We start from the raw sequence: 23,681 nt of genomic DNA, 5'->3' as shown, positions 1-23,681 counted from the left end.
GACGATCACATCTTGCAATCGGCCGCGTAGGCATCCGCCCGGTCGGCGAGCGCGGTGCCGACGACCTTGTTGGTAAAGATGTCGCCTTCCTTGATCACTTCGCGGACATGGATGTCCTGGATCGGGTGATGGTTGGGGCCGAAGCTGAACTTGCCGCGAACCGACTTGAAGTCGGCGGCTTCCAGCGCCTTGCGGAACGCATCCGCGTCGGTGACCGGTGCGGCCGCCATGGCCGAGAGCAGCAGGTTGCCGGTGTCATAGCCCTGCGCGGCGTAGATCGACGGCAGGCGGTTGTACTCGGCCTGGTAGGCGGCAACAAATGCCTTGTTGGCCTCGTTGTCGAGATCCTTCGACCAGGTCGAGGTGTTCTTGACACCCAGCGCCGCATCGCCGACCGCCTGCAGAATGTTCTGGTCGAACGAGAAGGCGGGGCCGATTAGCGGCACTTCGACGCCGGCGCCGGCATACTGCTTCATGAAGGAGATGCCCATGCCGCCCGGCAGGAAGAAGAACACGCCATCGGCGCCGGAGGCGCGGATCTCGGCGATTTCGGCGGCATAATCGGTCTGGCCGAGCTGGGTGTAGATCTCGTTGGTGACCTCACCCTTGTAGAAGCGCTTGAAGCCGGACAGCGAGTCCTTTCCAGCCGGATAGTTCGGCGCCATGATGAAGACCTTCTTCATGCCTGCGGAGTTGGCGTATTCGCCGGCCGCTTCATGCAGATTGTCGTTCTGATAGGAGACCGAGAAATAGTTCGGATTGCAGCCCGCGCCCGCCAGCTGCGATGGAGCGGCGTTGGTGGACAGGTAGAACTTGCCCTGGGCCACCGCCGACGGCACGACGGCCATGGCGAGGTTTGACCAGACGATGCCGGTGAGCACATCGACCTTGTCTGACTGAATGAGCTTGTCGGCCAGCTGCACGGCCAGATCCGGCTTCTGCGCGTCGTCCTCGACGATGACTTCAATGTCCTTGTTGCCGGACTGCTTGACTGCCAGCAGGAAGCCGTCGCGGGAATCGATGCCGAGCGAGGCGCCGCCACCCGACAGGGTGGTGATCATGCCGACCTTGACTGGCTCGGCGGCGGCAAACGAAACGCCGGCCAGAAGCGACGCGGCGGTCGCCAGACTCAAGACTGTCTTCTTCATTGGTTTTCCTCTCTCGTGTTTTATGCAACGCCGGCCTTGTCGCGGTCCGGTCAAAGCAACTTTATCCCCTTTAGGCGATCAATGCATGTGATGGTCCACGATTTTTCGCCAGACATCACTTACACGCGTCGTTTTCGAGCATCCGAGCGGCTTGCGGCGCCCGGATCATCGCCATTGTCCGCGACCTTACCAGCCGATCCGAAGAATTCCAGTGCTTTTTTTAAGCTTAAAATAAATTGCCCGCGATTGTCTCTTGCGCGCCGGGCCCGGGCATGGTTCCAAGGTGTACACCGATATCATCCGTCAAGGGCAGAAGGAGACCGGCGATGCAGTGTTTTTTCGTGGAGTTCCAGTGCAAGCTCGGCCAAGCCTATGCGGTGGCCGATGAGATTGCCAATCGCGAGATCGCATCCGAAATCTACTCGGTCAGCGGCCAGTTCGACCTGATGGCGAAATTCTATATCGAGGACGATGTCGATATCGGCCGGTTCGTCGCCGACAACATCCACACCGTTCCGGGCGTGGAGCGGACCCACACGATCCTGACCTTCAAGGCATTCTGAGCCGTTGCAGGGAACGGGCTGCCGCGTTCGCAGGACCTGCCCCGCAGGCCATGTGCGATGCGCGGTTCCTACAGATTTTGCCGGGAAATGAAATGGTACGATTGGGTGGGCTCGAACCACCGACCTCCGGATCCACAATCCGGCGCTCTAACCAACTGAGCTACAACCGCACGCCAGCTGACAGGGACCATGTCCGTGTCGCTTTGTTGCCGCTCACATACTGGCAGCAGGTGGCTTTTGCAAGAGGTTTCAGGCCGGTTTTCGCAAATTCACAGGCTGAAAACTCGCCCCGAAGCAGTCGAGGCGACGGGTTCCGCAAACCACCCCCAAACGAAAAAGGCCGGACACCGGGTCCAGCCTTTTGTCATTTCAGTGCATGAAGAATTCAGCTGAGTAGCCGGAGACTTCAGGCAGCCTTGATTTCGTTCATGGCCTTTTCGGCAACGGTCTTGGCCGGCTTGGAAACGTCTTCGGCAACCTTGCGGGCAGCTTCCTGCATGGCCTTGGCCTGGTCGGCCATCATTTCAGCCTGCTTGCGGAAGAAGCCGGTCTGCAGTTCGATCATCTGTGCGACCGACTTGACGCCGAGCAGGGCTTCCATGTGCGACAGCGAATGCTCGACATTGCCACGAGCCGCGTCGATTGCCTTCAGGCTGAGCTCGACGGTGCCGGCCTGTGCAGTTTCGAGCGTCGATTCGATCGCCTTGGTGGCATCTTCGGCGACGGTCTTGGCCTTTGCATAGGCTTCCTTGGTCTGGTTGACCGACTTGTCAGCCATCTCGCGGTAGCTGTCAGTCATCTTGCTGACGTCGAAGGTCGGGAATTCAAACATTTCTGCGGATGTGGTGGTTTTCTTGGTCGCCATGTCACTTCTCCTTGAAGCATCAGTGGGACCTTCGCGGCCCCGTTTCGATTTCAAAGGATATATAGCACGGCTTATGGTGCAGTGCAACATTTATTGTGCAGCGCGCCATCCGTTAACCGTTTCACGACAAATGACGGCCGTTTAGGCCCGGTTCGCTGGACCCGTGACGGTGGCAAAGCTATTAATAAAGCCTTAATTCCCCCTGACGAAGGGGACAGACAGGCCCAAACTGGAATACCACCCATGCCGGCACATCAGTATCCGTTCATCGATCTTGCGGTTCACGCTTCGGTCCGCGACCATTTCGCCAAGGGCGATGCTGTGGCCGTGCTGAGCCGCGACCTCGGCGAGGTGTTGTGGGCCAATGGCGCGGCGGCGCAGCTCTTCGGCTTCTCCAATATCTATGACGCGCTCGATGAAGGCCTTGGCGGCCAGATCTCGACGCGGCGGCAGATCGAGAGCGCGGTCAGCGGGCTCGGACGCACCGGCAGGCCGCAGAATTTCATGATGCGGGCGGCGGGCGGCTTCTCGCGGACGATGGCGCCGGCGACGCTTGAGGAAATCACCTTGCCCGACGGCGCCCAGGCGCTGCTGTTGACCAGCAGCCATGCCGGCCAGCTGCTGGCGCCGGGCGCGCGGGCGAGGCAGATCATCGCCGGGTTCGAGGGAACCGGCACCCATGTCGCGGTTCTTGACAAGGACAGCCATGTGCTCGCCGCATCGAGCACATTCGGCGAGATCGGCCTGGCCGGCGCAGACATCGAGCGGATGGTCGCGGACGTGGCGGATGCCTCCGACCGGCTGGTCAAGCGGATGACGGACTCGCCCAATGGCGCGATGCCAACCGCGATCGGGCGTCTGGCGGACGATCCGGCGCTGCACCTGCTGTTTGCAGTCGAGCCGGCCCCGGTCGACGATGCAGTAACGGCCATCGAGAACAACGGAGACCTGGTTCCGGACGCTTCAGGCGAAGACATGCAGCCGGATGAGACCGCACCGGTAGCGGAGCCAACAGCGGAAGCCGGAGACGCAACGGAAACTGTGACTGCCGTCGAAACAGAGGCGCCTTCCGGTACCGAAGAGACAAGCGACACCGCCGAGGCCGCCGAAGAAGTTACTGCCGAAAGCGCACAGAAGACCGAAACCGGGACCGCCGGCGCACAGGAGCCGCCGCGCCGGACGTTCTTCGACACCAGGCGGATCCGTGACGAGCTCAACAGGCGGCTGGCCAAGGCCCAGCAGGAGTCCGAGCTTCCCAAGGCCTTCGAAGAGGCGCGCGGCCTCGAAGTGCCGGAGGTGTCGCCCACCCCGTCCGGGGATGGCGTTGATGCGGAAGACACCCGTCAGGCGGACAACACGGCGCCGGATGCCGACGAAAGCGCCGAGGCTTTTACGGAAGACACCGCCCCGGACATGAGCCTGGATGAAGATCCCGCGCCGGTCGATGAAGATATCGTTCTGCCGGAATCCCGCGAGGACGGTGCCGACCGGGAGCAGCCTGCCGCCACCGGCGAGGAAATGCCCGTCGAGGAAATGTCCGGCGAGGATCGGGAGGCCGTGGCCGAAGATCAGGCCGAAGACACGACTGCCGGCGAAACCGACGAGCCCGCGCTGCCATCGGCTGAGGACGAAGACCGGACGGGTGAGGCTCCGGACGAGACCCAGCCGGAAGAGGCTGTGGCCGAGGTAACCGGTTTCCGCTTCGATCCGGCGGCAAAGGCGGCGCGGTTTGTCTGGAAGATCAACCGCGACGGCGAGTTCAGCGAAGTCTCGCCCGAATTCGCCGCCGCCGTCGGCCCGCATTCGGCCGACATCATCGGCCGCAGGTTCCCGGATCTGGCGCGAGTGTTCAACCTCGATCCCGATCATGTCATCACCGACCTGCTCAACCGCCGCGACACCTGGTCGGGCAAGACCGTGCTTTGGCCGATCCAGGGCACCGACCTGGTGACACCGGTCGACCTGGCTGCCTTGCCGACCTACACCCGCGACCGGCATTTCGACGGCTTCCGCGGTTTCGGCATCGTCCGCATCGGCGAAGCCCGCCGGGACCCCGAAGCGCTGGGGCTGGCGCTGGTCCCGGGCCGGGTTTCGCCCGCCGTCGAGGCGATGCGGGAAGACTATGCCGATGCCCGTCCCGAGGACGAGCCGGCCGGCCTGATCGACCACGACATGTCGACCATCGATGATGACGCGGACCTCGAAATGCGCAACCTCGAGCACGACATCGAAGACCTGTCGCGCATGGACGGTGTTCATGGCGAGGCGACCGAGGACGAACGTCAGGCGGAGCAAACCAACGGGGATGCGACCGGCGAGACCGGCGATGACGACACCGGTATCAGCGAGACGGGCGTCGACGAGACCGATCCGTTCCGCGGCGAGCGTCCGGCCATCCGGCTGGTGGAAACGCCGATGCGCCGCGACAGCGACAAGATCATCAGCCTCGAGGCGCACCGGCCGCGCACGGCACGCGAGAGCCTTTCGCCGGGTGAACAGGCCGCCTTCCGCGAGATCGGCGCCCGGCTGACCGAGACGACGGTGCCCCCGGCGGAGGCACCAACGGACACTGCGGAGACGAAGACAGAGTCCCCGGCCCCGGCCCCGGCACAGCCGGAAACGCCGCAGCCCTTCGGCAAGCGACAGGAACCGCCGCGCGGCGATGAGCCGTCCGGCGACGACGGGAGTTCCGTTGACGGCGAGAAGGCCGAAAGCCCAGCCGAACTGTCGGAAGCCGATGCGCTCGCGGCTGAAGAGACTGTAACGGGCGACGCAGTCCATGACGAGGCTCATGCAGCGGCCGATGCGGATACAGCGCCCGAGACCGATGCGCCCTCCCCGGCCGAACCTGCCGAACCCGCCCAGACACCCGAGATCGTGGCAACCGCACCCGCACCGCTGCCGTCGGCATTCGCGCTACCCGCCCGTCAGGTGATGCCGGCGGGCATGGATGCCGGCATCATCGATGCGATCCCGGCCGCTCTTCTGGTGCATTCCGGCGACGAGCTGATCCACGGCAATGCCGAGTTCCTCGAGCTGACCGGGTACAACTCGCTTGCGGAGCTGGCGGATCACGGTGGTCTCGACCACCTGCTCGAGCGTCCCGGCGAGGACGAGGCTTCCGGCGACGGCGGGCTGTTCATCCGCCGCGGCGACGGCGGACGGCGCGAAGTCACGGCCCGGCTGCGCTCGGTCAACTGGGGCGACGGCCAGGCGCTGCTGCTGGCACTGTCGCCACGCGAGGCTGCAACCGCGGCCGCCGAACCAGAATCTCTGGGCCTGCAGGGTGACGCCTCCGAGGAACCCGAGCCGGCCCGGGAAGAAAGCCACCTGGCCACCGCGCTGGCGATAGAGGCGCAGGAGCTGCGCTCGATTCTGGAGACCGCCACCGACGGCGTCGTCATTCTCAACAATGACGGCACCATCCGCTCGATGAACGGCTCGGCCTGCGCGCTGTTCAACTATGACGAGGCCGAGACCCGCGACCAGCCCTTCGCCATGCTGTTTGCGCATGAGAGCCAGCGCGCGGTGATGGATTATGTCGCGGGACTTGCCGAACACGGCGTCTCCAGCGTGCTCAACGACGGCCGTGAAGTGATCGGCCGCGAGGCTTCGGGCGGCTTCCTGCCGCTGTTCATGACCATCGGCCGGCTGTCGGGCTCGAACGGCTATTGCGCCGTCTTGCGCGACATCACCAACTGGAAGCGCACCGAGGAAGAACTGCGCAACGCCAAGCGCGCGGCGGAAACCGCGAATTCGCACAAGTCCGACTTCCTCGCCCGGGTCAGCCACGAGATCCGCACCCCGCTCAATGCCATCATCGGCTTTTCGGAAATGATGGTGGAGGAGCGGTTCGGGCCGATCGGCAGCCCGCGCTATCTCGAATACGCCCACGACATCGGCAATTCGGGCAAGCATGTGCTCGACATCGTCAACGACCTGCTGGACATCTCGAAGATCGAGGCCGGCCAGGTGAGCATGGAGTTCGTCTCTGTCTCGCTCAACGACCACCTGGCCGAGAGCGTTTCGCTGCTGCAGCCGATGGCCAACAGCCAGCGGGTGATCATCCGCACCAGCCTGTCGGCGAGCGTGCCGGATGTCGTGGCCGACCAGCGGTCGATCAAGCAGATCGCGCTCAACCTTCTGTCCAACGCCATCCGCTACACGCCGTCTGGCGGGCAGATCGTGGTGTCGACCTCCTACGAGGCTTCGGGCAATGTGGTGATCCGCATCCGCGACACCGGCATCGGCATGAACCGCAAGGAACTCGAGCAGGCGATGAAGCCGTTCGGCCAGGTCGGCCCCGGTCCGCGGCAGCGCGGCGACGGCACCGGTCTCGGACTGCCGCTGACCAAGGCGATGGTCGAGGCCAACCGCGCCCAGTTCGACATCATCTCGGCTCCGGGCGAAGGCACGCTGGTGTCGATCTCGTTCCCGCCGCAGCGGGTGCTGGCCGACTGAGGCCTTCTTGTTGAGGCGATGTAGCGACAAAAAAGACGGGGACCTAGTGGGTCCCCGTTTGTGTAATTGCATCAGTGCTAACCAACACCCGGGAGGCAACAATAATCCCCTAGGTTGCCCACAGTTATGCTCGCAACGCCTTTCCGGGTCCTTGCCGGAATGTTTAAGATTTTAGCGAAACCGCCTGCTTCGCAGGACTTGGTTAAATTTCGCGGCAAGGTCTGGTTAACCATGCGGCGCCGGCAGTCTGTGGATTCTACCGAGGCCTTGGGCCGGGCCTTGCCTTGGCGGCGGTTCGACTGAACGACAGCCCGACAATATGCACGGTGCTTCGCCAGGCGGTTCCATCAGCCTTGCAGGCTGCCCGACCGTTCCGGCTCATGCGTCGAGCTTGCGAGACGGATCCGAACATGCACAAATCGTGCATGATTTTTTCACTTTTCCTTCTACAGCGGCATATTCTCATCACACAGCATCAAGATTGCGCGTTTCGCGCACGGGTTTTGGGTTATCACCTAGGCCGTCGACACAGGAGAGAGCCCGATGAACAGCACCATGCACGTCTATCAATCCATCGCCCGCGCGGCCTCGGACCACGGGGTGGAGACGATGTTCGGGCTGATGGGCGACGCCAACCTGTTCATGGTCGACAGTTTCGTGCGCGACTGCGGCGGCCGGTTCGTTCCCGCCGCGCACGAGGGCAGCTCGGTGCTGATGGCGCTGGCCTATGCGCATGTCGCGGGCAAGGTCGGCGTGGCCACCGTCACCCACGGCCCGGCGCTGACCAATTGCGTCACCGCGCTGACCGAAGGCGCGCGCGGTCATATCCCGATGGTGCTGATGGCCGGGGACACGCCGGTGAGCAACCCGCGTCATCTGCAGAGCATCGACCAGCGCGAACTGGTCAAGGCCACCGGCGCCGGATTCGAGCAGGTGCGTGCGCCAGATACCGTCGGCATGGACGTGGCTCGCGCATTCTACCGGGCCCAGGTCGAACGGCGTCCGATCGTTCTCAACATGCCGGCAGACTTCATGTGGCAGGAGGTCAGCCACAAGTCCGAAGTGCTCGACGTCTTCACGGCGCCGGGCGGCGTGGCCGAAGGCAACATTCTCGACCAGGCGATCGGCATGATCGCCTCGGCCCGCCGGCCGCTGATCCTCGCCGGGGCCGGTGCGGTGACCGCGCGCGAAGAGCTGATCCGGCTCGCCGACCGGCTGGAGGCGCCACTGGCCACGACGCTGAAAGCCAAGGGCCTGTTCAACGGCCATCCCTACAACATCGACATTTTCGGCACGCTTTCCACGCCCGCCGCCTACGACCTGATCGCGCAAGCCGACTGCATCGTCTGCTTCGGCACCGGGCTGCACGATTTCACCACCGATCGCGGCAAGCTGATGAAGGGCAAGCGGATCGTGCAGGTGGACATCGAGCCGACTGCGATCGGCGGCGGGCTTCATCCCGACGCAGCCCTTCTCGCCGACGCCGGCCGGACCGCAGAGACCATCGTCTACTGGCTCGACGAGGCGGAGATCCCGGCGAGCGGCTTTACCAGGGAACTCGACATCGAGGTGCTGACCGCCCACCCCGCCGGCACCGGCAAGGCCGCCGACGGGTGCGTCAACTACGTCCACTCGCTGCAGCGGCTCGAGCAGGCACTGCCGAAGGATCGCGTGCTCGTCACCGACGGCGGGCGGTTCATGACCGAGGTCTGGTGCCGCATCTCCGCTCCCGACCCGCGAAGCTTCGTGGTGACGGCGAATTTCGGCTCGATCGGGCTCGGCCTGCAGGAAGCCATCGGCGCGGGGCTCGCCGCTCCCGGACGCCCGGTGGTGATGTTTTCCGGCGATGGCGGCTTCATGATGGGCGGGATCAACGAATTCAACACCGCGGTGCGGCTCGGGCTCGACCTGATCGTCATACTGGCCAATGATTCCGCCTACGGCGCCGAGCACATCCAGTTTCTCGACCGCAAGATGGATCCGAGCTTGACCGAGTTCCACTGGCCGTCCTTCGCCGGGATCGCCAGATCGCTCGGAGGCTACGGCATCGAGGTCCACTCCGATGCGGAGCTCGAATCGGCACTTGCCGCGATCGAAACCCGCGACCGGCCGCTCCTGATCGAACTCAGGCTCGACCCGCACGACGTGCCGCGCATGCGCATCTGAGGCCCGACGGCAGGTGGGGGTGAACGCCCTGCCCGCTTGACGCGATTGCGGCGTCCGCCTAGGCTCACCCTGTCGAAAAGAGGCGCTTGCCGGATTGGTCGTCCGGCGCCGGTGATCCGGGCCACGTTTCCAATGAACCCGCGACACTTGAACCCGAAGTCAATTCGGGCAGGTGTCGGCGTGGAAACCCGCCAGCCTGCCCCAAGCAGGAGATGACCATGACACCCCAGATTAAGATAAACCTGTTGATCGCGCTGCTGATGTCGTTTGCGATGTCGGCCTTCTTTTCAGGCTTTTTCACCTACCTCGCTTTCGGACCGACGCCGCAATGGCTCGCGTCCTGGGCCCGCGGTTTTGCCATCGGCTGGCCGCTCGGCTTCCTGATCGCGGTCGCGATCGGCAAGCCGGTCCGGGCCATTGCGCTGCGGTTGTCAGGCGTTCCGGCAAAGGCCGCATAGCCAAGACAGAAAAGGGCGGGCTCGCTTGCGCGATGCCCGCCCCGGCTTGAGCCGATCCGGCCTTCACCTCACGCAGTCTTCAACTCATCGAGGTCGGCAAACAGCGCGAGCGCTTCAGGGTTCGCCAATGCTTCCTGGTTCTTGACCGGGCGGCCGTGGACGATGTCGCGGACGGCGAGTTCGACGATCTTGCCGGACTTGGTGCGCGGGATGTCGATGACGGCGATGATCTTGGCCGGGACGTGACGCGGCGAGGCGCCGGTGCGGATCTTGGCGCGGATCTTCGCCTTGAGATCGTCGTCGAGGGTCACGCCTTCGGCGAGGCGGACGAAGAGAACCACGCGGACATCGTCGTCCCAGTCCTGGCCGATGCAGATGGCTTCCACCACTTCGCCCATCTGTTCGACCTGGTTGTAGATCTCGGCGGTGCCGATGCGCACGCCGCCGGGATTGAGCGTGGCGTCCGAACGGCCATGGATGATCATGCCGCCATGCGGGGTCCATTCGGCGAAATCGCCGTGGCACCAGACATTGTCGAACCGGTCGAAATAGGCGGCGTGATATTTCTCGCCGCCCTCGTCGTTCCAGAAACCGACGGGCATCGACGGAAACGGCTTGGTGCAGACCAGTTCGCCCTTCTCGCCGCGCACCGGATGGCCGTCCTCGTCCCAGACATCGACGGCCATGCCGAGGCCGGGGCCCTGGATCTCGCCTTTCCAGACCGGCAGCGCCGGGATCCCGAGCACGAAGCAGGCGGCAATGTCGGTGCCGCCGGAAATCGAGGCCAGATGCACGTCGGACTTGATGCCCTCGTAGACGAAGGAGAAGCCTTCCGGCGACAACGGCGAGCCGGTCGAGGTCAGGAGCCGGAGCGAGGACAGATCATGGGTCTTCGCCGGCTCCAGCCCGCCCTTGCGGACGGCGTCGATGAACTTGGCCGAGGTGCCGAGCACCGAGAATTTCTCTTCCGCCGCATAATCGAAGATGACATTGCCGTCGGGATAGAACGGCGAGCCGTCATACAGGCACAGGGTCGCGCCGGCGGCGAGGCCGGAGACCAGCCAGTTCCACATCATCCAGCCGCAAGTGGTGAAATAGAACAGCCGCTGGCCGGGCTCGATGCCGCAGTGGATGCGGTGCTCCTTGAGGTGCTGAATCAGGGTGCCGCCGGCGGAGTGGACGATGCATTTGGGGATGCCCGTGGTGCCCGACGAGAACAGGATGTAGAGCGGATGGGCAAACGGCAGCGGCGTGAATTCCACCTGCCTGGCCTGATATCCGGCGATGAAATCGGCGAGCGTTTCGGCGCCCGGCACCGCGCCCGCGACGGTCCGCGCGTCATCGAGCATCGGCACGATGATCGTGGCCTTCGGCTTGAGCGCCGTGGCGATCTCGACCAGTTTCCCGCTCACATCCTGGCGCTTGCCATTGTACCAGTAGCCGTCGCAGGAAATGAACAGCTTCGGCTCGATCTGGCCGAATCGGTCGAGCACGCCCTTGACGCCGAAATCAGGCGAGCAGGAGGACCAGATCGCGCCGATCGAGGCACAGGCCAGCATGCAGGCGATGGTTTCGGGCATGTTCGGCATCATCGCGGCAATGCGGTCGCCCTTTTCAACACCGTGGGCGCGGAAGGCCTGCTGCAGCCGCGAGACCAGCGCGTGCAGTTCGTCCCAGCTCATGGCGCTTTTCGTCTTGTCCTCGGCGCGGAACAGCAGCGCCGGCTCGGAGCCGGTGCGGGAGAGCAGGTTTTCGGCGAAATTCAGCTGCGCGTCGGGGAAGAAGCGGGCGCCGGGCATGGCGTCACCGTTCTCGATGATCCGCTCGCCCTTTTCGCCGCGCACGCCGCAGAAATCCCAGATCGCCGACCAGAAGCCCTCGCGGTCGGTGACCGACCATTCATGCAGCGCCAGCGGATCGGCGAGCGGGCGGCCTGCCCGTTCTCCTGCAAACGCCGCAAATGCCATCCATGGGCTCTGCTTCAGGTCCTGCTCATTGGGGCTCCACAGCGGGGTGTCGGTCATGATGTGCTCCTGCCAGATAATGCGGGTCAGGGTGTAGCATTGGCGCTGCCCGATGCAAACAGAACTTCACGCCGCAACCGATCACAAAAGCCACGCGCGGCAGTCACCAATTGCATTCGCCTTCACCAAGCTTTAACCAGAACCAACAGCGCCGTACGGGGCAACAGTCGGAGGGGTATCAGGATTGGGGTTCATCATCGCACAGTGGTCCTTGCGACGTGCGGCGATTTCGGGTGCGCTGTTCGTGCTCGTCTCGGTCCTGGCCGTGTTCGCAAGCCTGCCGCTGGCGGTTTCCAGCGGCGTGGTGCGCGACCGGCTCGAGCGCGACATCAGCGCCTGGGCGGGCCATCCGGTGTCGCTCGGAAATGCCCCCTCGCTCGATTTCTGGCCAACGCCGACGATCCAGCTCGACAATGTCGAAATCCTGCCGTCGACCTTTGCCGGCAGCGATCCGATCCTGCGCGCCGACAGCATCGTCGCCAACTTCAACCTGTTCTCGGCGGTGCTCGGCGCACCGAGCTTCTCCGAGTTCAAGCTGATCCGGCCGACCTTCAATGTGGAACTCTACCCGGATGCAACGTCCAACTGGTCCTCCGCCTCCGGCGAGCTGGCGCAAGGGGTCGCGGCGGCCGTGGCGAGGGACCTAGCGGCGCAATCGGGTGAAGCCGCTCCGGCTACCGCGGTCATCCCCGAATCCGCCGCACTCGGCGCCGTCACCATCGAGGACGGCACGGTCAAATGGATCCGCGACCCCGGTGCCGCGGCGGAAAAACTGACCGCGATCAACGGCACGCTGGCCTGGACCGCTCCGACGGCGGTGGCGCGCGCCAACATCACCGCCATCTTCCGCGGCGAACAGGTGACGCTTGCGGGATCAACCGCGGCGCCGCTCTTGCTGCTCGGCGGCCGGACAGCACCCGTGGACATCAAGCTGACCTCGGCGCCGCTGAATATCGAGTTTGGCGGATCGGCCAGCCTCGGGCAGAACTACTTCCTGTCCGGCGCGCTCAAGCTTTCGAGCGTATCGGTGCGACGCGCGCTCGAATGGTCCGGCACCGAGATCAAGCCCGGCGAGGCGCTGGGCGCGCTTGATCTGTCGGCGAAGATCAGCGCCGAGCAGACCAAGGCAAAGCTCGATGACCTGATCATCATGATCGACCGGAACCGCGGCATCGGCGTTCTGGACATGTCGTTGCGTGACGACGCACCGCCGCTGATTGCCGGAACGCTGGCGTTCAACTCGCTCGATATCGCCTCGTTCCTGCAGGCGTTCACGCCGCTGCCCAAGGCCGGCAAGGACATCGCCTCGACCATCGACACGCGCTTCCTGCGCGAGATCGGGCTGGACCTGAGGCTGTCGGCGCAATCGGCCAGCTTCGGGCCGGTGATGCTCTCCAACCTCGCCGCCGCAGCCCGCGTCGAGCAGGGCCGCGCCAATTTCGATGTCGGCGACGCCACCGCCTATGGCGGCAACCTGATCGGCCGCATCGGCATTTCCGAGCAGGGGATAGACGGCGGGGTCAAGGTCCAGCTTTCGGCGCGCAACACCAATTTCGGCGGCCTGTTCGACGCAATCGGGCTGACCGGACCCTTGCCGCGCGGCACCGGGTCACTCGACATCGAAGTCACCTCTCCCTTTCCGACCTGGGCGACCGCGCTGTCGGATCTCACCGGCAAGATCGATCTCGCCGTGGATGCCGGCATGGTGCCCGGACTCAACATCGCCAAGTTCCGGGAACTCGCCAAGACCGAACGCTTCTTCGATCTCGATCAACTGGGCGAAGGCACCGGATTCTCCTTCAATTCGGCGCGCATTCACGCGACGATCGCCGGCGGCGAGGCCAACCTGACGACCGCCGAACTGGTCGGCCCGCAGCAGATGATCTCGCTGTCGGGCGTCATTCCCTATTCGCGCTCGAGCCTTGCCATTGCCGGCGTGCTGGCACCAGTGCCCGTGGCCGAAGGCCAGGCCACGCAGTCCGGTGCGGCTCCGGAGCCGCTCAGATTCTTCATCGGCGGATCCTGGCCGCGACCGGTGATTTCACCGGTGACGCCGTGAAACCGGGCAGGGATCGAGCACGCTTGCGAAAAATCGCATATTTGGCGACAATCGGTATGGCGGACTGCTTCGGCTATGCCGGGCGCCCGCGGGGCTGATATGGGGAACGGTCAGGGAATGCTGAAACTGCTTTCGGCACTTGTCAAAATCGGACTGGCTTCGCTGATCACCGGCGCGGTTCTGTCGGCGCTGAACCTGTCTGCGGCCGAATTGCTGGCCGAGATCGGGCTGACGCCGGACCGGGTTTTCGAGGCCCTGCAGAACGGGGCGGCCTGGGCGATTCCCAACATCGTGCTCGGCTCGATGGTGATCGTTCCGATCTGGTTCGTCACCTACCTGCTCAGGCCGCCGCGGAACTGACGCCACTATCTATCGATTGGCAAACGCAGCCTGCTCGTCGCGCTGGCGGCGGACCTCGCGGCTCTTGTTGAGCACCGAGGCGATGATGACGCCGATCGCCACCGCGCCGATCAGCAGCGTACAGACCGCGTTGATCTCGGGCGTGACGCCCAGACGCACCTGCGAGTAGATCTTCATCGGCAGCGTGGTCGCACCCGGACCGGAGGTGAAGCTGGCGATCACCAAGTCGTCGAGCGACAGGGTGAAGGCCAGCATCCATCCGGAGATGACCGCCGGCAGGATCACCGGCAGGGTGATCTGCAGGAAGGTGGTGACGGGACCGGCGCCCAGATCCATTGCCGCTTCCTCGAGCGAGCGGTCGAAGCTGATCAGCCGCGACTGTACCACGACGGCGACAAAGCACATGGTGAAGGTGATGTGCGCCAGCGTCACGGTCCAGAACCCGCGCGAGAAGTCCACCGCCACGAACAGGAGCAGCAGCGACAGGCCGGTGATGACTTCGGGCATGACCAGCGGCGCAAACACCATGCCGGAGAACAGGATACGGCCGTTGAAGCGGGTGTAGCGGGTCAGCGCCAGCGCCGCCAGCGTGCCGAGCACGGTTGCGAAGGTGGCGGAGACGAACCCCACCCGGACAGTCACCCAGGCTGCATCCATCAGGCCCTGGTTGTTGAACAGTTCGCCATACCATTTGGTCGAAAAGCCGGCCCAGACCGTCACCAGCCGGGACTCGTTGAACGAATAGACCACCAGGATGACGATCGGCAGGTAGAGGAAGGCAAATCCGAAGACCACCGAGGCAATGTTGAAGCGGGACCAGGTCGTGTTCATGGGAAAATCCTCACCGTCCGCTTTCCTGGGATTTGGCCTGCGCCTGCTGGAAGAACATGATGGGGACCACCAGAATCAGCAGCAGCAGCACGGCGACCGCCGAGGAGACCGGCCAGTCGCGGTTGTTGAAGAACTCGCTCCACAGCGTCTTGCCGATCATCAGGGTGCGCGAGCCGCCGAGCAGGTCCGGAATGACGAACTCGCCGACGGCGGGGATGAAGACCAGCAGGCAGCCGGCGACGATGCCGGGGATGGCGAGCGGAAAGGTGATCTTCCAGAAGGCCGAGATCGCCGGGCAGCCAAGATCCTGCGCCGCCTCTATCAACGTGTAATCCATCTTCTCGAGCGCCGAGTAGATCGGCAGTACCATGAAGGGCAGGTAGGAATAGACGATGCCGATATAGACCGCGGTGTTGGTGTTGAGGATGATCAGCGGCTCGTCGATGACGCCGATGGCCAGCAGCAGCTGGTTGAGCAGGCCCTCGGGCTTGAGGATGCCGATCCAGGCGTAAACCCGGATCAGGAACGAGGTCCAGAACGGCAGGATCACCAGCATCAGCAGCGTCGGGCGCAGCGAGGCGGGCGCGCGCGCCATGCCGTAGGCCAGCGGAAAGCCGATCAGCAGCGTCAGCAGCGTCGAGATGAAGGCGATGGTGATCGAGGAAACATAGGCGTTGATGTAGAGCGCGTCCTCGGTCAGCCAGACATAGTTTGCGAAGCTGAATTGGCGGAAAGCCTCGATGATGCCCGAAATGCCGTCGGCCATGTCGATGGTCGGCGCATAGGGCGGCATCGCCATCATCGGCTCGGAGAGCGAGATCTTCAGCACGATGCCGAAGGGCACCAGAAAGAAGATCAACAGCCAGGCATAGGGAATGATGATGACCAGGCGGCGGGTGATGGCGGAGATGAGTTTCATCGGGAGCCCCTCATAGCGACTTGACAACGGCGCGGGCGAGAAAGATCGCCATGAGCATCGAGAGAACGGCCAGCACCATGGTGCCGTAGAGGTCGACAAGCTCCGGCGCGCCGATCATGACGGCGAAAAAACCCAGGGTGGAAATCGACACATAGGCCGCGAAATTCTGCTCGGCCGGTGGAGACGGCTTGACGAAAATCCCGTAGCTTTTGGCCAGAACGAGGAAATAGACGGAAACAATCACATAGCCGACATAGACCGCAGCAAATTCCGGACGCTGCAGCAGCAGACCCGCCGCGATGGCCACGGTCATGACAACTGCGGCGATGCGGTTTGTCCTGAAGGCCCTTTGCAGGGCAACCTGGTCTGACGGCTCGGTGCGCTCCATGGACATTCCTCAACTGCTCAACACGACGCCGCTGTCGGTGTCGAAGCAGACCCAGATCTCCTCGTCGTAGCCGATCGGGTTCTCGACCGTGCGGACAGCGTTGAGCAGCGAGGCCTTGACCACATCGCCGCTCTTGAGCTTGACGTGGAAGACCGTCATGTCGCCCAGATAGCCGATGTCCCAGACCTCGCCGACTGCGGCATTGATGCCGCCCTCGGGCTTGCTGCGGGAAACGCGAAGCTTCTCGGGGCGGACAGCGAAACTCGCCTTCTCGCCCGGCTTGTGGGCATGCGGGGTTTCCGAGCGGATGACCATGCCGTCGGGGGTGGTGATATCGACCAGATTGCCATTGACCGCCGTCACCTCGCCGCGGAACAAATTGATGTCGCCGATGAAGCTGGCGACGAATTCCGACTTCGGCGCCTCGTAGATTTCCGCCGGGGTGCCGATCTGGACGATGCGGCCGACATCCATTACCGCGATCCGGTCGGCCATGGTCATGGCCTCTTCCTGGTCGTGGGTGACGACGACGAAAGTCAGCCCCAGATCCTGCTGCAGGTCCATCAGTTCGAACTGGGTTTCCTCGCGCAGCTTCTTGTCGAGCGCGCCGAGCGGCTCGTCGAGCAGCAGCACCTTGGGCCGCTTGGCGATGGAGCGGGCAAGGGCGACGCGCTGGCGCTGGCCGCCCGAGAGCTGGTGCGGCTTGCGCTTGCCGAACTGCTCGAGCTTGACCAGCTTGAGCATGTTGGCGACGCGGTCGTCGATCTCGGATTTGGCCATGCCGTCCTGCTTGAGGCCGAAGGCGATGTTCTTTTCGACGCTCATGTGCGGGAACAGCGCGTAGGACTGGAACATCATGTTGACCGGCCGCTTGTAGGGCGGCACGCCGGCCAGGTTCTCGCCGTCGAGCAGGATCTGCCCCTCGGTCGGGTTCTCGAAGCCTGCGAGCATGCGCAGAAGCGTTGACTTGCCGCATCCCGAGCCGCCCAGCAGCGCGAAGAACTCGCGCTGGTAGATGTGCAGCGTCAGATCCTTGACGGCGACGAAATCGCCGAATTTCTTGGTGATGTTTTCGAACGCGATATAGGGGCGCTGGTTCGGATCATTCCATGGTTCGAAGCTTCGCCGGATGCTGCCCAATGATTTCATGATCAACTGTCCCCATGATCAATACCAGTGCCTGTCGCGTTCAACCTTGTTCATCCCGGCGATACCGCGCATGCATTCTTTCAAACTGCTACAGCGGCCTCTGCGTTTGACGTCAGGCGCAGAGGCGCCGAAGTGAAAACCCCCGGCCCATTGACCGGACCGGGGGTTCATTCTCGTGTCACTGACCGGTGACGACCTTTGTCCAGGTCCGCGTCAGGAGGCGCTGGGTGCGCTGATCCTTTGGCGAGGTGCTATAGAGACGCCCGAAGGCTTCCTCATCCGGGTAGATAGCCGGGTCGCCGATCACGTCCTCGTTGAGGAACTTCTTGGAGGCCTCGTTGCCGTTGGCGTAGTAGACATAGTTAGAGGCTTTGGCGGCCACTTCCGGCTTCATCATGTAATTGAGGAACTCATGTGCCTCGGCGACATTAGGCGCATCTGCCGGGATGGCAAAGCTGTCGAACCACATCAGCGCGCCTTCCTTGGGGATGATGTAATCGATGGTGACGCCCTGATCGGCTTCAGCGGCGCGGTCGCGTGCCTGTAGAACGTCGCCGGACCAGCCGACGGCCAGGCAAGCATCGCCATTGGCAAGCGCGTTGATGTATTCCGAGGAATGGAACTTCTTCACGCTCGGACGGACACTTAGTAGGAGTTCCTCGGCCTTGGCGATGTCCTCGGCCGCGTTGGAGTCCGGATCGAGGCCGAGATAGTTCAGCGCCGCAGGGACCATTTCGTCCGGAGTATCCAACATGTAGACGCCGCAATCGGCGAGCTTGGCTAGTATCTCCGGTTTAAAAACGATGTCCCAGGTATTTAGAAGCTGGTCGCCTAGACGTTCCTTGACCATATCAACGTTGATGCCGATCCCGGTGGTGCCCCACATGTAGTTGATGGCGTGCTCGTTGCCGGGATCGTATTTTTCCAGCCGCGACATGATGGCCGGGTCCATGTTGACCAGGTTGGGCAGCTTGGACTTGTCGAGCTTCTGATAGACACCGGCCTGAATCTGCCGGGCAAGAAAAGTCCCGGTCGGGACCACGAGATCGTAACCGGTCGACCCGGCGAGCAATTTCGTTTCCAAAACCTCATTGGAATCATAAACATCGTAGACAACCTTGATGCCGGTTTCCTTGGTGAATTCCTCGAGGATCGACTCGTCGATATAGTCGGACCAGTTGTAGACGTTGACGACGCGCTCCTGGGCGGTTGCAAGCACGGTCGATGCGGCGAGCATGACGGCTGCGGAGATTAGGCGGGCTTTCAGGGTCATTCCTGTTCCTCTCGTTCTTCGGATCTTGCCACCCGGCGGACGGCAGGGCCGCCCGGGGGACGTCCACGTCCCGACCTTGAGCGGCAGGGTGCGGCGGATGGGTCAACTTTAGGCGGAATCTCAGGTTGCACAAGAGGTGATCAGGTCATTTCCTGATACCCCTGCCCGAGAAAATGCTGCAACGCACTTCCGCCGCGCCGTTGTCCACCACCTGGCATGCCCGCACGCGGTCAACCGGGGTCAGGTCATTGAAAATCGAAGGCTGAAAGCCCCGTTACCATCTCGTCGAGCCCCAAGGGCCGGGTGATCGGCGGCTCGGCGCGGGCCAGGCATCCGGCGCGTTCGCACAGCCTGCAGGCCGGACCGACGGGAATGGAAACCGGTTGCGCTGATTTGCCGCCGCTCATCGGCAGGGCTTCGCCATAGACGATTTCATCGCGGAAGCCGATGTCGCAGCCGAGCAGGATGGCGGTGCGGCGGGGCCGTTCGGAAAACGCGCCCTGCGGCCCCTCGAGTGTGCGGGAGACGGTGAGGAACTCGGCGCCGCCGGGCATTTCGACGGCCTCGACCAGCACCTGCGCGGGCTGCGAGAAGGCGGCGTGGATCGACAGCTTGGGACAATTGCCGCCAAAACGCTGCTGCGGAAAGCCCTGCGCCCCGGCGCGGCGGAAGCGGTGACCGGCGACATCGACCTCAAGCATGAAGAAAGGCACGCCCGAAAGGTTCGGCCGGCACAGCGTGGTGACGCGGTTGGCGGCCTGCTCGAAGGATACGCCGAAGCGCGATTTCAGCACGTCGATGTCGTAGCGGGCGCGCTGGGCGGCGGCGTGAAAGGCCTGATAGGGCATCATCAGCGCGTGCGCGGCGTAGCGGGCGAGTTCGAAGCGGGCGATGCGGCGGGCCTCGTCGCTCGAGAGCTTGAGCTCGCCGACGCCGGCGGCGATGGCGACATTCATGCGGATCAGCGAGGCTTCCATGGCGACCTCGCGCAGCTGGTCGAACGGCGACAGGCGTTCGGACAGGAACAGGCGCTGCGAGTGGCGGTCATAGCGGCGGCGCCAGTTGGGCATGGTTGCAACCGGCAGCGGGCGGACGACGACGCCGTGCTCGGTCCTGAGCCAGGCCTTGAGCGCGCCCATCAGATCATCGCCGGGCTTGAGCACCTGGTGGAAGGATTCCGCCTCCTCTTCCAGCGCCGGATGGTGATTGGGGCGGTTCTCGAGCAACTCGCGGACTTCATCCATCGGCAGCCGCGCGCCCGACAGCGCCGGGCTGTGGCCCTCGCGGGCCAGCATGGCGGAGAGATCGGACAGGCGCTCGGCCTGCTCGCGGTAGGCGCGGTGCAGCTTCAGGATGGCTGCACTGGCATTGGGCGCGGCTTCGGCGATCTCGACCACTTCCTGGTCGCCCGGCAGCTCGCCGGTCAGAAGCGGATCGGCGAAGACCTCCTTGAGGCTTGCCAGCGTGGTGCCGCCGCCCTCGCCCTGCAGCTCCTCGACGTCGACCTTGTAGACCGAAGAGAGCTTGAGGATCAGCTGCACCGTCAAGGGCCGCTGGTTGCGCTCGATCAGATTGAGATAGGAGGGAGAAATCCCGAGCGCCTCGGCCATGGCGGTCTGGGTCAAGCCCTTGGCGTTGCGGATGCGGCGGATGCGCGGACCGGCAAATATCTTCTGTTCAGCCATCGCCTCGATCTTTACAGGATTTTACAGACTTTCGCCACAGTCCGCAGAGATTTCGCTTTTACAATTGTGACAAATTTACACTCCGGTTTTGTCAAACACAAGACAGCTTGACCTGATTTTTCGACCGCATTTGCTGAATTCTCTCGGCTTCGTGTGCAGCGCAATGTAAATCCAGTCACATCGAAGGCGAACGAAGGGCTCCCAAGCTGGTTCGCTGGACAGCAACATACCCTGACCGGAGAGACGTCATGACTGATTTTTACAATCTCGTTCCAACCGCACCCGAAGGCCGCTACGACGGCATCGAGCGTCCCTACAGCCCTGAAGACGTGCAGAAGCTCCGCGGCTCGGTCAACATCAAGTACTCGCTCGCTGAAATGGGCGCCAACCGGCTGTGGAAGCTGATCCACGAGGAAGATTTCGTCAACGCGCTGGGCGCCATGACCGGCAACCAGGCCATGCAGCAGGTTCGCGCCGGGCTGAAGGCGATCTACCTTTCCGGCTGGCAGGTTGCCGCCGATTCCAACACCGCTTCGTCGATGTATCCCGACCAGTCTCTGTACCCGGCGAACGCCGCTCCGGAACTGGCCAAGCGCATCAACAAGACGCTGCAGCGCGCCGACCAGATCGAAACCTCGGAAGGCAAGGGCCTGTCGGTCGACACCTGGTTCGCACCGATCGTCGCCGACGCGGAAGCCGGTTTCGGCGGACCGCTGAACGCGTTCGAAATCATGAAGGCCTTCATCGAGGCGGGCGCAGCCGGCGTTCACTATGAAGACCAGCTGGCATCGGAAAAGAAGTGCGGCCATCTGGGCGGCAAGGTTCTGATCCCGACCGCGGCGCACATCCGCAACCTCAACGCCGCCCGCCTCGCCGCCGACGTGATGGGCACGCCGACGCTCGTCATCGCCCGCACCGATGCGGAAGCCGCCAAGCTGCTGACCTCCGACATTGACGAGCGCGACCGTCCGTTCGTCGACTACGATGCCGGCCGCACCGTCGAAGGCTTCTACAACATCAAGAATGGCCTCGAGCCATGCATCGCCCGCGCGGTTGCCTATGCCCCGCATTGCGACCTGATCTGGTGCGAGACCTCGAAGCCGGATCTCGAGCAGGCCCGCAAGTTCGCCGAGGGCGTGCACAAGCACCACCCTGGCAAGCTGCTCGCCTACAACTGCTCGCCGTCGTTCAACTGGAAGAAGAACCTCGACGACGCGACCATCGCCAAGTTCCAGCGCGAACTCGGCGCCATGGGCTACAAGTTCCAGTTCATCACGCTGGCCGGTTTCCACCAGCTCAACTTCGGCATGTTCGAACTGGCCCGCGGCTACAAGGACCGCCAGATGGCAGCCTATTCGGAGCTGCAGGAAGCGGAATTCGCTTCCGAGGTCAACGGCTACACCGCGACCAAGCACCAGCGCGAAGTCGGCACCGGTTACTTCGACGCCGTCTCGATGGCGATCACCGGCGGCAAGTCCTCGACCACCGCAATGGGCGAATCGACAGAATCGGCCCAGTTCAAGCCGGCTGCCGAGTAAAGCAAGACAGCCCCTCACCCGCCAAAGGGCGGGTGGGGGACCCCGACAGACGACCCAGACGACCCGATCACAAACCCCGCTAGAGGAGAAATGCACATGGCACCCCAGACCCGCGTCAAGGAAAGAGCAGAAGAGCAGTCTTCGGCAATGGATGCAGACCAGCAGGCAGCAATCCGCATGCTGGCCAACGACCTGCACCGTCTCAACCACTCCGTCATGAAGGCCGTCGATGCCGGCGTGTCGGTGGAGCTGGTTCGCTCGGCCCGCCACCATGGCGGCGAAGGCAACTGGGGTGACCTGCTGATCCCGGTGATCGTCACGCAGGGCCGTTGAAGATAGCGGGCAACTTCGGGCCGCTCGTTCGAGCCTGAAGACCCCGCCCCCGGTTCCGGGATCCCTGTTCCCGGATTTGCCTCCAGGCAATAAATTTCCCGCCGCGGTTTTAAACCACGGCGGGTTTTTTGTGGGTGCTCCTGAGGCCGGCGGCGATCAGGCCGGCGCCACCGGGCGCCTTGTGCGGGCGCTGGCGGTGAAGCGCATCGCCGCAAAGGCAAGGACTGCGGAAATGGCGATGGCCGCGACCATGGGCAGCGGCGTGCCGTTGAAGAACGGGCCGACCAGCATGGTCATCACCCCGCCCGAGAGCATCTGCAGCATGCCGCCGAGCGAGGAGGCGAGGCCGGCGATGTCGCCGTGATCATCGAGCGCCATCACCATTGCCGTGGGGATGACCAGGCCGAGGCAGGCATTGGCGCAGATCAGCAGGCCGACCAAGAGCGCGAACTGGTCGATGCCGAGCCAGACCAGCGCCACCAGCAGCAGCGAGAAGCCCATGAAGCCGGTGACCGCCCAGTTGACCACGCGCTCGGCCCCGAACCGCTCGCCCAGGTTGGCCGCAAGCTGCGAGGCCGCGAAGAAGCCCGCCGCGTTGGCGGCGAAGGCCAGGCTGAAGCCGGTGGGCGAAAGCCCGTAATGGCCGGTGTAGACGAAGGAGGCGGAGGCGAGAAAGACGAAGAAGCTCGCCATGCCGAAGCCGCCAACGAAGGTCAGCCCCATGAACACCGGATCGCGCAGCAGCGTCGAAACGCCCGAAAGCAGCGCCGAGAAGCGCACCGGAACCCGGTGCTCGGGCAGAAGCGTTTCGGGCTGCATGAGCAGGGTGACGGCAATGCTGAGCACGGCCGCGACTGCCAGCGTGGCGAAGATCGCCCGCCAGCCCGACAGCGCGATGATGCCGGAGCCGGCGAGCGGCGCAAGCATCGGCGAGACCGAGATGATCAGCATGACCAGCGCCATCAGCCGGGTCGCCTGGGGGCCGGTGTGCATGTCGCGGATGATGGCGCGCGGGATCACCATGGCCGCGGCCCCGCCCAAGGCCTGGACGACGCGGGCGGCGACCAGCCAGTTCATGTCCGGCGCCAGCGCGCAGCCGACCGAGCCCACGGCAAACAGCGCGAGACCTGCAATCAACGGCGGCTTGCGGCCAACCATGTCGGCCACCGGGCCGTAGACCATCTGGGCCAGGCCATAGGCGATGAAATAGGCGGTGATGGTCAATTGCGCCGCGGCGACGGTGCTGCCGAGACTGCCGGCAATGGTGGGCAGCGCCGGCAGGAACATGTCGATGGCGAGCGGGCCGGTGGCGCACAACAGGCCGAGCACGACCGCGGAACGGAAGAAGGGAGACATTGAAACAACCTCATGAAGCGGGAAGGCCGCACCCCTTGCAATCAAACGGGATGCGCCATCCTCCTGATATTTCGATTCGCTGACAGAAATTGGCAGCAGCAGCAA

Annotated in this window: 18 protein-coding genes and 1 tRNA gene; 8 read left to right on the top strand and 11 right to left on the bottom strand. The window is 63.8% G+C overall.

Going from position 1 to position 23,681, the window contains the following annotated elements; all coding sequences use genetic code 11:
• Window positions 1-5 precede the first annotated feature (5 nt).
• Window positions 6-1,148 carry an ABC transporter substrate-binding protein gene (locus O4H62_RS16985; protein ID WP_269389653.1) on the bottom strand — a complete coding sequence of 381 codons (1,143 nt, stop codon included), beginning with the start codon at window positions 1,146-1,148 and terminating at the stop codon, window positions 6-8.
• A 326-nt stretch (window positions 1,149-1,474) separates the two neighbouring features.
• Here O4H62_RS16985 and O4H62_RS16980 point away from each other — a divergent pair, with 326 nt between their 5' ends.
• Window positions 1,475-1,711 carry an Lrp/AsnC ligand binding domain-containing protein gene (locus O4H62_RS16980; protein ID WP_269389652.1) on the top strand — a complete coding sequence of 79 codons (237 nt, stop codon included), beginning with the start codon at window positions 1,475-1,477 and terminating at the stop codon, window positions 1,709-1,711.
• A 93-nt stretch (window positions 1,712-1,804) separates the two neighbouring features.
• On the opposite strand, the gene O4H62_RS16975 is transcribed toward O4H62_RS16980, so the two are convergent.
• Window positions 1,805-1,881, bottom strand: a tRNA-His gene (locus tag O4H62_RS16975).
• A 236-nt stretch (window positions 1,882-2,117) separates the two neighbouring features.
• Window positions 2,118-2,576 (bottom strand): phasin, encoded by a 459-nt coding sequence (locus O4H62_RS16970; protein WP_269389651.1) that lies wholly within the window; start codon window positions 2,574-2,576, stop codon window positions 2,118-2,120.
• A 243-nt stretch (window positions 2,577-2,819) separates the two neighbouring features.
• On the opposite strand from O4H62_RS16970, the gene O4H62_RS16965 reads away from it, so the two are divergent.
• The 3 genes from O4H62_RS16965 to O4H62_RS16955 all read left to right on the top strand — a co-directional run bounded on the left by O4H62_RS16965 (window position 2,820) and on the right by O4H62_RS16955 (window position 9,661).
• Complete coding sequence (locus O4H62_RS16965) at window positions 2,820-7,037, top strand: ATP-binding protein (RefSeq protein ID WP_269389650.1); 4,218 nt, start codon at window positions 2,820-2,822, stop codon at window positions 7,035-7,037.
• 543 nt (window positions 7,038-7,580) lie between these two features.
• Entirely contained in the window at window positions 7,581-9,203 is a 1,623-nt protein-coding gene (locus O4H62_RS16960) for a thiamine pyrophosphate-binding protein (RefSeq protein ID WP_269389649.1), read from the top strand.
• Window positions 9,204-9,421: 218 nt separating this feature from the next.
• On the top strand, window positions 9,422-9,661 hold the full coding sequence (locus O4H62_RS16955; RefSeq protein ID WP_269389647.1) for a DUF2798 domain-containing protein: 240 nt from the start codon (window positions 9,422-9,424) through the stop codon (window positions 9,659-9,661).
• A gap of 68 nt (window positions 9,662-9,729) precedes the next feature.
• Here O4H62_RS16955 and O4H62_RS16950 read toward each other — a convergent pair whose 3' ends face one another.
• Complete coding sequence (locus tag O4H62_RS16950; protein WP_269390277.1) at window positions 9,730-11,688, bottom strand: acetoacetate--CoA ligase; 1,959 nt, start codon at window positions 11,686-11,688, stop codon at window positions 9,730-9,732.
• A 181-nt stretch (window positions 11,689-11,869) separates the two neighbouring features.
• Between O4H62_RS16950 and O4H62_RS16945 the strand changes: the two genes are divergently transcribed.
• Complete coding sequence (locus O4H62_RS16945; protein ID WP_269389644.1) at window positions 11,870-13,744, top strand: AsmA family protein; 1,875 nt, start codon at window positions 11,870-11,872, stop codon at window positions 13,742-13,744.
• Window positions 13,745-13,861: 117 nt separating this feature from the next.
• Window positions 13,862-14,104 carry a DUF6460 domain-containing protein gene (locus tag O4H62_RS16940; protein ID WP_269389643.1) on the top strand — a complete coding sequence of 81 codons (243 nt, stop codon included), beginning with the start codon at window positions 13,862-13,864 and terminating at the stop codon, window positions 14,102-14,104.
• A gap of 9 nt (window positions 14,105-14,113) precedes the next feature.
• Here the strand turns inward: O4H62_RS16940 and O4H62_RS16935 are convergent, their stop codons facing one another.
• The 6 genes from O4H62_RS16935 to O4H62_RS16910 all read right to left on the bottom strand — a co-directional run bounded on the left by O4H62_RS16935 (window position 14,114) and on the right by O4H62_RS16910 (window position 20,349).
• Window positions 14,114-14,935, bottom strand: coding sequence for an ABC transporter permease (locus O4H62_RS16935; protein ID WP_269389641.1), 822 nt, complete (start codon window positions 14,933-14,935; stop codon window positions 14,114-14,116).
• A gap of 10 nt (window positions 14,936-14,945) precedes the next feature.
• Window positions 14,946-15,854, bottom strand: coding sequence for an ABC transporter permease subunit (locus O4H62_RS16930; RefSeq protein WP_269389640.1), 909 nt, complete (start codon window positions 15,852-15,854; stop codon window positions 14,946-14,948).
• A gap of 10 nt (window positions 15,855-15,864) precedes the next feature.
• A complete protein-coding gene (locus tag O4H62_RS16925) occupies window positions 15,865-16,242 on the bottom strand; it encodes a hypothetical protein (protein ID WP_269389639.1) in 378 nt (125 codons plus the stop codon).
• 9 nt (window positions 16,243-16,251) lie between these two features.
• Entirely contained in the window at window positions 16,252-17,391 is a 1,140-nt protein-coding gene (locus tag O4H62_RS16920; RefSeq protein WP_269389638.1) for an ABC transporter ATP-binding protein, read from the bottom strand.
• Between the two features lie 178 nt (window positions 17,392-17,569).
• Complete coding sequence (locus O4H62_RS16915; protein ID WP_269389637.1) at window positions 17,570-18,664, bottom strand: polyamine ABC transporter substrate-binding protein; 1,095 nt, start codon at window positions 18,662-18,664, stop codon at window positions 17,570-17,572.
• Between the two features lie 245 nt (window positions 18,665-18,909).
• The gene (locus O4H62_RS16910) at window positions 18,910-20,349 is read right to left on the bottom strand and encodes a helix-turn-helix domain-containing protein (protein WP_269389636.1); all 1,440 of its coding nucleotides are present in this window, start codon (window positions 20,347-20,349) and stop codon (window positions 18,910-18,912) included.
• A gap of 248 nt (window positions 20,350-20,597) precedes the next feature.
• Between O4H62_RS16910 and aceA the strand changes: the two genes are divergently transcribed.
• Together aceA and O4H62_RS16900 are read left to right on the top strand one after the other, a co-directional pair.
• Window positions 20,598-21,887 (top strand): isocitrate lyase, encoded by a 1,290-nt coding sequence (gene aceA / locus O4H62_RS16905; RefSeq protein ID WP_269389635.1) that lies wholly within the window; start codon window positions 20,598-20,600, stop codon window positions 21,885-21,887.
• A 96-nt stretch (window positions 21,888-21,983) separates the two neighbouring features.
• A complete protein-coding gene (locus O4H62_RS16900) occupies window positions 21,984-22,220 on the top strand; it encodes an SMc00767 family acetate metabolism repressor (RefSeq protein ID WP_269389634.1) in 237 nt (78 codons plus the stop codon).
• A gap of 156 nt (window positions 22,221-22,376) precedes the next feature.
• On the opposite strand, the gene O4H62_RS16895 is transcribed toward O4H62_RS16900, so the two are convergent.
• Entirely contained in the window at window positions 22,377-23,576 is a 1,200-nt protein-coding gene (locus O4H62_RS16895) for a multidrug effflux MFS transporter (protein WP_269389633.1), read from the bottom strand.
• Window positions 23,577-23,681 lie beyond the last annotated feature (105 nt).

This window comes from Parahoeflea alexandrii, from assembly GCF_027214025.1.
In the GTDB taxonomy this organism is placed as follows: Bacteria; Pseudomonadota; Alphaproteobacteria; order Rhizobiales; family Rhizobiaceae; genus Hoeflea; species Hoeflea alexandrii_A.
The sequence above is the reverse complement of the archived record's forward strand: the minus strand, read 5'-3'. Positions and strand labels throughout refer to the sequence as shown.